7 protein-coding genes are annotated in these 10,637 nt (G+C 68.4%); 5 read left to right on the top strand and 2 right to left on the bottom strand.

The window, feature by feature from the left end; translation table 11 throughout:
• The first annotated feature begins 210 nt into the window (after window positions 1–210).
• The 4 genes from G3I56_RS01995 (at window position 211) to G3I56_RS01980 (ending at window position 7,144) form a co-directional block, all read left to right on the top strand.
• Entirely contained in the window at window positions 211–3,153 is a 2,943-nt protein-coding gene (locus tag G3I56_RS01995) for a glycosyl hydrolase 115 family protein (RefSeq protein WP_164406765.1), read from the top strand.
• Window positions 3,154–3,296: 143 nt separating this feature from the next.
• Window positions 3,297–3,992: a polysaccharide lyase family 7 protein gene (locus G3I56_RS01990; RefSeq protein ID WP_239134636.1), complete on the top strand. Its 696-nt coding sequence runs from the start codon at window positions 3,297–3,299 to the stop codon at window positions 3,990–3,992.
• 3 nt (window positions 3,993–3,995) lie between these two features.
• Window positions 3,996–4,757: a polysaccharide lyase gene (locus G3I56_RS01985; RefSeq protein WP_164406764.1), complete on the top strand. Its 762-nt coding sequence runs from the start codon at window positions 3,996–3,998 to the stop codon at window positions 4,755–4,757.
• A 59-nt stretch (window positions 4,758–4,816) separates the two neighbouring features.
• Window positions 4,817–7,144 carry a Tat pathway signal sequence domain protein gene (locus G3I56_RS01980; RefSeq protein ID WP_203688933.1) on the top strand — a complete coding sequence of 776 codons (2,328 nt, stop codon included), beginning with the start codon at window positions 4,817–4,819 and terminating at the stop codon, window positions 7,142–7,144.
• Between the two features lie 67 nt (window positions 7,145–7,211).
• Here the strand turns inward: G3I56_RS01980 and G3I56_RS01975 are convergent, their stop codons facing one another.
• Window positions 7,212–8,354: a Fic family protein gene (locus G3I56_RS01975; protein WP_239134635.1), complete on the bottom strand. Its 1,143-nt coding sequence runs from the start codon at window positions 8,352–8,354 to the stop codon at window positions 7,212–7,214.
• Window positions 8,355–9,091: 737 nt separating this feature from the next.
• Between G3I56_RS01975 and G3I56_RS01970 the strand changes: the two genes are divergently transcribed.
• On the top strand, window positions 9,092–9,277 hold the full coding sequence (locus G3I56_RS01970) for a hypothetical protein (protein WP_164406269.1): 186 nt from the start codon (window positions 9,092–9,094) through the stop codon (window positions 9,275–9,277).
• 18 nt (window positions 9,278–9,295) lie between these two features.
• On the opposite strand, the gene G3I56_RS01965 is transcribed toward G3I56_RS01970, so the two are convergent.
• Window positions 9,296–9,841 (bottom strand): hypothetical protein, encoded by a 546-nt coding sequence (locus G3I56_RS01965; protein ID WP_164406763.1) that lies wholly within the window; start codon window positions 9,839–9,841, stop codon window positions 9,296–9,298.
• Between the last annotated feature and the right edge of the window lie 796 nt (window positions 9,842–10,637).

The raw sequence follows: 10,637 nt of genomic DNA, 5'->3' as shown, positions 1-10,637 counted from the left end.
GCAGTGCTCTCCTGCCGTGCTTTCCAGTCCGACCATGCCAACGCAACTCATCGCTCAGCTCCCTGACCGGCTGCGCGAAGAGCCGGTGCGGGGCTCTGGGCAGAACGGGAGCGTCTCGTGCCGCACCACGACCCCCAGGACCGGTCACCGCAACCCCCATCTCCCCCCGACCGGTCACATTCATGGACCCGCAAGTCGTTCCTGCGCGCAATGGCAGCCGCCGGAGTGACCCCACTGCTCCCCGGACTCCTCGCCGGGACAGCCCACGCCGCACCCGCACTCCGGACCGGCAGACCCGAGTTCCCGCTGATGCGGGGCGGATTCGCCACCGACGTGTTCGTGGACGCGGCCGACGACCCCGCCGTGCTCCGCGCGGCCGGGGACCTCCAGGCGGACATCGAACGGGTCGGCGGCGTACGACCGAGACTGCTGCACACCGTCCCCGAGCAGACCGCGGGGCTGGTCGTGATCGGCACCATCGGCGCGAGCCCGGTCATCGACGGACTCATCGCCAAGGGCCGCCTGAACGTCTCCCGGGTGAAGGGGAGTTGGGAGGCCTCGGTCACTCAAGTGGTCGACCGTCCGCTGCCCGGGGTGGACCGCGCACTGGTGATCGCGGGCAGCGACCGACGCGGCACGATCTACGGGATCTACGACACCTCGGAACGCATCGGGGTCTCGCCCTGGTACTGGTGGGCCGACGTCCCGGTCGAGCACCGCGACGACGTGACCGTGCCGGCGGTCCCCTTCACCCGCCACGAGCCGTCCGTCCGCTACCGGGGCATCTTCATCAATGACGAGCAGAACCTGACCACTTGGTCCCACCGCACCCAGGAGCCGGACAAGAACATCGGCCCCGAGACGTACAAGCGCGTCTTCGAACTGCTCCTCCGTCTGAAGGCCAACTACCTCTGGCCGGCCATGCATCCGTACTCCGACTTCTTCAACAAGCACCGCGAGAACCCCGAACTGGCCGAGCGCTACGGCATAGTCGTCGGCTCCAGCCACCCCGAGGCCCTGCTCCGAAACGGCGTCCACGAGTGGGACCCGTGGGCGGCGGAGCACCGGAGCACCGACGGCAGCCTGCCCGTGTACGACTACACGGTGAACCCCGGTGTCATCTCGGACTACTGGAGAGCCCGGGCCCGCCAGAACGCCATCTACGAGAGCAGCTGGACACTCGGCATGCGCGGTCTGCACGACACCGCGCTGGAGACGAAGTACGCGACGACGATCCCCGAGAAGGTCGTGGTGATGAACGACATCATCGCCGACCAGCGCCGCATCCTGACCGAGGAAGTCGGCCAGGGTGCCGAGCCGCAGATCTTCATCCCGTACAAGGAGGTGCTGGACCTCTACAACGCGGGCGTCCAGGTGCCCGACGACGTCACGCTCATCTGGCCGGACGACAACCACGGCAACATGCGCCAGCTGCCCAACGACGCGGAGCGGCGGCGCACGGGCGGCAACGGCATCTACTACCACCTGTCCTACTGGGGCCGCCCGAAGAGCTATCTGTGGCTGGACACCACCCAACCGGCCAAGGTCTGGCAGGAGTTGCGCCGGGTGTACGAGCACGGCGCCGACCGTATGTGGATCTTCAACGTGGGGGACGTCAAGTCGATCGAGAACGGGCTGTCCTTCGCCATGGACGTCGCCTGGGACGTGAACCGGTGGCACGCGGACGACGCGGGCGACGCGGAGGGTGTCGGGGGAGTTGAGGGTGCCGAGGGAGTCGAGGGTTTCCTGGTCGAGTGGGCCGGCCGTCAGTTCGGCCACCGCCACGGCCACGAGATCGCCGCGATCCGCACCGAGTACTACCGCCTCGCGGCGGAACTGCGCCCGGAGTTCATCGCCAAGGGCCTGCTCTCCGTGGTCCACCACGGTGACGAGGCGGCCCGCCGGATATCCGCGTACGAGCAACTGCTGGAGCGGGCGCGGACCCTGGGCGCCAAGCTGCCCGAGGCCTACCGGAACGCCTACTTCGAGCTGGTCGAATACCCGGTGCACGGCGCCTACTTGATGAACCTGAAGTACTACTGGGCTGACCGCAACGCACTCGCGCTGCGCCAGGGGCGCGGCGCCGGGACGAACCGCTTCGCCGACCTGGCCGAGGCGGCCCACAGCACGGAGGTGGCGCTCACCAAGCGGTACAACACCGAGGTGGCGGGCGGGAAATGGGACGGGATCGTCAACCCATACCCCTCACAGATCCCGAAGGCGCCGGGCCGTCCGGCCGTCAGCAGGGTAGCCCGGCAGGAGACGTCGGGGCTGGGGGTGGCGTCGGAGGGCAACGAAACGGGGACGGCCCGCCCGCTGTCCTTCTTCTCCGGAACCAGCGACCGCCGTTTCGTGGACGTCTTCAACGCCGGTTTCCTGGCCGCGAGTTGGAGCGCCGAGGTCAGTCATCCCTGGGTCCTGCTGAGCGAGTCGGGCGGCTCCCTGACCGAGCAGACCAGGGTGTGGGTGGAGATCGACTGGGACCGGGCGCCGGAGGGAACGTACGAGGCGACGGTCACCGTGAGCGGGGCCGACACCGGGCAGCGGGTCGACGTACCGCTGAGTGTGCGCAACGACGCTGAACGGGCCCGGCGTCGGAGGCGCGGGTTCGTCGAGGCGCACGGGTACGTCTCCATCGACGCGGCGCACACCGACCGCCGGGTGGCGCGCGGCGGGGCCCGCTGGCGGACCGTACGCGGGCTGGGCCGTCGTAGCGGCGCGGTGGAGGCGGTGCCGTCGACGGCGGCGCCGGTCACGGCCGACTTCGCCGCGAGCGCACCGGAGTTGAGATACCGGGTGCGCTTCAGCGGCACCGGCACCTTCCCGGTCACCGTCTTCCGGCTGCCGTCGCTCGACGAGCGGGGCCGTCGACGGGTGGCGCTCTGTCTCGACGATCAGCCGGTGACGGTCCTGTCGGGGCAGTCCGTCGCCACCGGCAACCGGGGCGACGCATGGGCCCGCAACGTGGAGGACGGCGTCGAGCGACTGACGGCCACGGTGACCGTCACCGAACCCGGCGAGCACGAACTGCGGCTCTTCATGGTCGATCCGGCGATCGCGGTGGACCAGATCGTCATCGACACGGGCGGACTGCCGGTCAGCTATCTGGCTCCGCCGGAGAGCTACCACCCGATGTTCAACCCGGGCCGCTGAGGGGAGCGGGGGCATAAGCGGCGGGTTTACATCGGATCTATCTTCGGCCGGACGGGAACATTGACGCGGATCTGGTCTAGTCCTACGCTCCTCCCGAAGATAGGTCCGATGAATCACCCCGCTCCCGAAAAGGTGATGTTGGCATGCCTATGACACCCTCGCGGCGCGCAATTCTGACAGCCGGAGGCTTACTCGCCTCGGGCGCCGTCTGGTCGACGGCCCGGTCGACGGCCTCCGCAGCCTCTCCGTCCGCCACCGCGGCAGCGTCCCCCACGGACGGCTGGACGAAGACGGCGTTCACGTACGCCATGCAGAAGCCGTGGAACCTGAGCCTGAGCGACCGCTACAGCAACAGCGGAGGCGTCCACCGCATGTGGGTGTACGACACCGACGAGCCGCTGTCGCAGGGCAGTTCCACCGACCCGCGCACCGAGATGCGCTGGCAGCAGCAGTACACGTCCGGCCGCCACATGTGGGACGCCGACGTGTACCTCCCGGCCGGCACGAACGGCGCGACCTTCGTACAGATCCTCCGCGTGATCCACCCCGACGGCACCCCGGCCACCGACTTCATGCTCAACGCCTACAGCGCGAGCGGCGGCACGGTACGGGCGTACGACCGCACGGTCCTGAAGACCGACGCGTACGACACCTGGTTCAACGTCAAGATCGCGCACGACGCCTCGGCCGGCAGCGTCAAGGTCTACTTCGACGACGCGTTGGTGCTGACCACCGAGGACCGGGGCCCCGCCACCCGCCACTTCAAGAACGGCGTGTACCACCACGGCAGCGGCCGGGCCGAGGCACGCTTCCGCAACATCACCTACTGGACCCGGTGAGCCGTGCGGAGACGAAGGGCACTCACCGCGCTCGGCGGACTCGGCCTCACCGGTGTCACCGCCGCGTTCCTGCCGGGACGGGCCCAGGCCGCCGACGAGGTCTACTTCCAGAACCGCGGCAGCGTCGAGGGCTGGGACCACGCCTACACGCAGAAGAACGGCACCATCGAGACCGTCGACTCGCCCACCTACAAGGGCGCGCACGCGCTCGCGGCGACCCAGACGTACATCGACGAGACCGGGGGCTACCACTCCGAGGTGATCCAGCGCGGCGCGCAGAGCGTCGGAGAGGACCGTTACTACGGCCAGGCGATCCGTCTCGGGTCCGGCCTCGGGTCCGGCTGGACCTTCCACGACCAGAACGTCACCTTCCAGCAGTGGTCGCCCGAAGACCCGGAAGGGCCCTGGCTGTTGATGTTCGTCATCGGATCGGAGATCCGGTTCGGCGGTTCCGGGGGCATCAAGGGCTCGGCCGGGTCGATCAGCGGCCTGCGGGACACCTGGATCCGGATCGTCACCCGGTTGAGGCTCGACGGCGACGGCCGGGGCGCCTTCGAGGTGTGGCTGAACGGCACGAAAACGGTGAGCCGGACCGGCATCACCGTACTGCCGTCCACCTCGCGGACGATCCGCTGGTCCAACGGGATCTACTGCACCGCCTGGCGCGAGGGCACGCCCAGCGGCCCGCGAACCCTGACGATCCTGCACGACAACCATCGGATCGCCTCGACCTACGCCTTGGCCGAACCGGCCAACTGGTCCTGAAGCCAAAGACGTTGCCACACCCCCACTCTTCCCACCCCCCACCTCCCGGAGGCACCCGCATGACCTCTCGAAGAGCAGTGCTCGGCTCGGCGCTGGGCGGTACGACGCTCGCCGCCCTGCCCCAGGCCGCGCAGGCCGCTCAGGCCACCGCCTCCACTCCGTCAGGTGGTGCCGCCGTTGCCGGCCGCCGCCCCTGGAAGCTCCGCAACCGGATGGACTCGGACGCGGCCTGGGCCGGATTCCTGCGCAAGCAGGACCTGTTGTGGCGCCGACTGCCCACGCTGTGGCACGAGGGACCGTTCCTGGGGGACGGGCGGCTCGGCAGCATGGTCTACAAGGAACCGGGCGCGAACAGCATCCGCTTCACCGTCCAGCACGGCGAAGTCCAGGACCACCGCCCGGAGTTCGGCAGCGGCTGGGGCACCTGCCGTCTCCCCGTGGGACATCTGACGCTGGACCCGGTCGGCACCATCACCGCGGTGGACTGGCGCCTGAGCCTGTGGAACGCCGAACTGACCGGCACGATCACCACGGACAAGGGCACCCTGACCCTCGCCGCCCTCATCCACGACGGCCTCCTCGCCGTCCGCGTCACGGCGGCAGGTGACGAGGAGGTCCACTGGACGTTCCACCCGGAGGAGGCGATCAGCCCCCGCAAGATCAGCGAGGCCCCGCCGACGGACTACGTCCCGAACCCGCCCTGGACGACCCGGACCACCGGCGACATCGAGCAGGTCCTCCAGCCCCTGACCGGCGGCGGCCAGACCGCGACGGCATTCCGCCACTCGGGCGACACCCTCGTCCTCAACGTCGCCCACAGCCACCCGTCGGACACCAGGGCAGGGGAGACGTCGCTCAAAAAGATCCAGAAGACTCAGAAGATCCAGAAGACCCTGGGAATCGCCCCGTACGCGGCCCTGCGCGCCCCGCACACCCGAGGCTGGCACACGTACTACCGCAAGAGTTTCGTCTCGTTCCCCGACGAGCGACTGCAGAGCTTCCACTGGATCCAGCTGTACAAGGTCGCGTCGGCGAGTGTCGCGGGCGGACCGCCGATGGCCACCTGCGGCCCCTGGCTGGAGCCGACGCCCTGGCCGGCGGTGTGGTGGAACCTCAACATTCAGCTGGAGTACTGGCTCATCCACGGCTCCAACCACCTGGAACTCGACTCACTGGCCACCACCCTCCGCCAGAACCAGGAACAGCTGACCACGAACGTGCCCGCCGCCTACCGCTCGGACAGCGCCGGAGTGGGCCGCAGCTCCGACATGTACGCCAACCGGGGCGTCGGCAGGCCCGGCACCGGCGCCGAAGTGGGCGACCTGACCTGGGCCCTGCACAACGTGTGGCTGAGCTACCGGCACAGCATGGACGAGAAGCTGTTGCGGGACACCGTCTACCCCCTGCTCCGCCGGGCGATCAACTACTACCTGCACTTCCTCCAGCCAGGAGACGACGGCAAGCTGCACCTCCCGTCGACCCTTTCCCCGGAGTACCCGGTGGTCCCCCCGCAGGACACCAACTACGACCTGTCGCTCATCCGTTGGGGCTGCACCGCACTCCTGGAGGCGGCGGAACGCCTGGGCGTCGACGACCCGCTCGCCCCCCGCTGGCAGGAGACCCTGGCCAAGCTGACGCCGTACCCCGTGGACGTCAACGGCTTCATGATCGGCGCGGACACCCCGTACGCGCAGTCCCACCGCCACTACTCCCACCTGCTGATGGTGTATCCGCTGTACCTGGTGAACTGGGACCAGCCGGAACACCGCGAGCTGATCGAGAAAACGGTCGTCCGCTGGCACGCCCTCACCGGCGCCCACCGCGGCTACAGCTACACGGGCGCCGCATCCCTCTACGCGATGATGGGCCGCGGCGACACGTCCCTCACGTACCTGAAGAAGTTCTTCGACCCCACCACGCGCTACCCGTGCCGGGCCAACACCCACTACACGGAGGCCGGTCCGGTCATCGAGACCCCCCTGTCGGCCTCCCAGTCCCTGCACGACATGCTCTGCCAGAGCTGGGGCGGCGTCGTACGGGTCTTCCCCGCCGTCCCGTCCACCTGGCCGGACGTCACCCTCCACGACTTCCGCACCCAGGGCGCCTTCCTGGTCAGCGCGGCCCGGACCGAGGGCACCACCCGCTTCATCCGGATCCGAAGCCTGGCAGGCGAACCCCTGCACCTCCGCCACGACCTGACCGGCGGCCCACTGACGGCACTCCTGGACGACGGCACCCCGGCCCGCACCCACACATCGGACGACGGCACACTCACCATCAACCTGGCCAGGGGCCGCGAGGTCCTGCTGTACGCCGGGGAACGTCCGGACCTCGCGATCGGGCCGGTGGCCCCGGGAGAGCGGGGGGCGGCTTGGGGGCTTCCGTAGGCACAGCCGTAGCTGTACGAGGGCTGGGAGAGGGAGTGGGAACGACGACAGCGTGAACAACGAGCAGTTACTGAGGCCGACGGTAAGGATCGGCGTAGGGCTCCATCGACTGCCGGACCTCTTCGCGGACGGGGTTCATGAGAGGGCCGGGGGCGTAGTAGCGGGCACGGGCCTTCCGATGGGGGACGAGCCAGCCACGATTGACGAGTTCACGGATGTCACGGATGGCCTGCTGGTCACTGAGATCGGCGTCCTGTTGGTACATGGTGCGGCGGACCCTGGCGTCCGAGAAGGCGGGCAGCAACGCATAGACGACACGCTCGTCCAGGCCGGTCGCCTCCACGGCTTCGACGAGGTGGGTCCAAGCACGGGACATCACATCGAAGCGCCGCCGGGCCTGCTGCGCCTGGCGGTGGTGGGCGGTCAGGCAGAACCGGATCCAGGGACGGGTGTCCCGTTCCGGGCTCCAGTGCGGGCCGCCCACATCCTCCAGGACCTGGTAGTAGGCGTAGGTGTTCTGACCTCGGCCGAGCCACTCCTCGATGGAGGAGAACTCGGGCGGCATCAGAGCCTCGCGGGAGAACACCAAGGTGGACAGGGCACGAGACATGCGTCCGTTACCGTCCTTCCACGGGTGGATCTTGACGAGGTTGAGGTGGGCCATCGATGCGCGCACGTGAACCGGGGTATCGAGGTCGCCGTCGTTGAGCCAGTCGATGAACTCCTGCATCAGCGCGGGGACTTCCTGGCAGTTGGGCGCGGTGTAGGCGGGGACCAAGGGGTCGTCGGGGCTGGTGACGTAGACGGGCCCGTCGCGCCAACGGCCGGGGCGCTTGTCGAGGTGGTGGCCCTGCAGCATGAAATGCAGGCTGTTGAGCAGCCCGGCGTCGTACCGGAAGTCGTCACCGGCATCGGCCAGGGCTTGGATGTAGGTCATGCCTCGCTGGTAGCCCTCCAGTTCGGCGCGGGTCCGTTCTCCGGTCTCCAGGGGTTCCTCGCCGGCCATGAGGGCTTCCACGTCGTCCACCGTCGCCGCGTATCCCTCGATGGTGTTCGAGCCGGCGATGGCCCGGGCGGTGAGGTTGCGCCGCAGTTGCCGTGTCCAGCGAGGGGTGGCCCGCAGCATGTGGCGCAAGGCGCGGCGCATGCCCTCGATCTCGTCCAGGACCCGCAGATCGTCGGCGTCCAATCGCGGAGTCCCGTACATCATGAGGCAATGACACTATGATTGTGTCATCAAGTCAAGTGGTGATGGTGCGGCTGACGCGGCTGCTCCGGGGGTGTAATGCTTCCTGCGTCCTGGGAACGGCGGCGCTGGATCGCCCGGCCGTTTGGCCGGAGGCGTAGCGGGTGGGCGTAGCGGATTCGCGGGAGCATTGTCCGGCGCGCTTTCGTATGCGGCCCCGACTGCCCGGAACAGCAAAAATGCCCTTCCGAGAGGGAGAGTGGGGAAGGTGCGCCCCCGGCAGAACTCGAACCTGCGGCCAAGCGCTTTGGCGCTGGGCGGACCACCGGGGGAGGAGGCCTGACCTGGCCGTTTCCGGGCGCTGAACCCGGACGTTCGGCGACTTCGACACGTATTCGACCGACGAAAATTCGAACGCGCTTCGGCTACGCCGCGCATCCCGGGTGCACTCGGATGTCAGCCGAACAACTCTGGCACTGGGCAGACATCCAATGGCTCCTCCGGCCGGTCGGCCCAGCCCCACCAGACGTGTTGACCGGCACACCTCCACAGCGACCGGCAGGCCCGTCGACCGTCGTCGTCCCGCCTGGACAGTACGAGGCCACCGGACTTCATGGGCTGGCCGCAATCAGGACAGGCCGGGGCGTGGTCGGTCATGCGGCGCACCCTAGCGGAGCGACGGCTGCGTCCCGAAGCAACGTCGTCAGGCACTCGTCACCGACCCAGGAGGCGTTGTCGGAGGGCTCGGCTACGTTGCACGCATGACTGACAGGGATCCGCTCGTCGGTGTGCTCGTCGATGTCGTGTGGTGGCTGGAGAGCTGTGGGGATGGGGAGGTGGATCCCGATTCTGCGGTGAAGATGATGGAGAGCGTCGGCGGGGAGCTGCTGCGCCTACCCTCCGAGATCCGGGTCCCTCTGCCTGTTGCGTCGTGTCGGTCGGGCTAACAACTTCGTGCCGTTCTCTCAGGTGTCTACGCCGTCGGTGGTCCTCAGGAGCGCGGCCAATTCGGTGTCGTCCGGGCGGTGGACCGCCTCGGCCGCCTTACGCAGAATGGCGCGGTCGACCTTGTCCGCGTCGGCGGTTAGACGAATCACCACGCCGCCGTCGGGCACCGCGTATTCGTGGCTGTGACCTGCCTTGCGGTACCAGGCGTCGCCGTCGTGCTCACAGGTGACCGCCGTGTCCGACACCTCGCCCAGAGGCTGCTTGGAGCAGCTCTCCGCTGTCAGCTTGCCGCGACTTACGAAGAGGCCGAACGTGGTGGCACCCTTCTCGGACCGATACACGGCGGCGAACTCGTCTTCGTACTCGCCGACCGACTGCTGGAACACGGTGTAGCCGGAGACCTTGGTGACATAGACGAGTTCCGGCGCGACACCCCAGCCGCGCGCGGCGGCCTCGAGGTCGGCGCTGTCGGCGGCCGTCCCGCCGTTCTTGTCCGCGTCACATCCTGTGAGGAGAACTGGCAGCAGAAGAAGGGGGAAAAACGCACGCGCGGGTCGTATCATGCGCATATCTTTTCGCCTGAACATGCCACAGGCACAACTGGTTTCCGGATTCTCCCACCCCCGTCCCCTGCCCATCGACTGTGTACCCCCGCCGGCCTCAGCCACGCTGCCGACGGCGTCCTCCAGGGGCACCCGCCCATTCGCGGAACCGTAAGTGGTGTGTTCGATGTCGTGTCATGTCATGGACATAGCCAAGCCGAGACCCGACTCATGCCTCCCCTGGGCAGCCTCCGCCCTGTTCGGAGCTGCTGTCGGCTGCGGCGCCTGGACTCTGAGCGTTTGGGCGCGCGCGTACTGTGACGCGGGGTACGAGGCCGGCGGACGCTTTGAACTCAACTTCCTGCTTCCTCTCGTAGTGGGAGGCGAAGCACTCGTCGGGCTTGTGGCGTGGGCCATCGGCCGATGCCTGGCGCTCCGCCTGCGGACGGTGGTTCGTGTCTCGCTGTCGACGTTGCTGGTGGTTGTTGCGACGGTGGGGCTGGCGTGGTGGTTCTTCGCGAGCCGAGGGACGCTGGACGGCTATCCAGGCGACTCTGGCCTCTGCCCTGCGAGCAACGTCCCTCCGCAGTGGCCTGGCTGGATTCCTGCTTGATCGGCCACAACCGGACTCCGGTGGCCTCGGCCTGCCCGAACTGCCCGACGCCGGCCGAGGTTTCTCGCCGAGAACTTCGACACGTATTCGACACGGCCACCCGCAAAAACCCGGTGACAGCCGGACAGCCCCGGAACCTGCCCCTTGATCGTCGGGGGAGTGTCCGGGGCTGTGGCGTGCGAGTGAAACCTGCTCTGACCAGTA

This window comes from Streptomyces sp. SID12488 (genome assembly GCF_010548275.1).
Lineage (GTDB): Bacteria > Actinomycetota > Actinomycetes > Streptomycetales > Streptomycetaceae > Streptomyces.
Note: the sequence above shows the minus strand (reverse complement) of the source record. Positions and strands in the feature narration are given on the sequence as shown.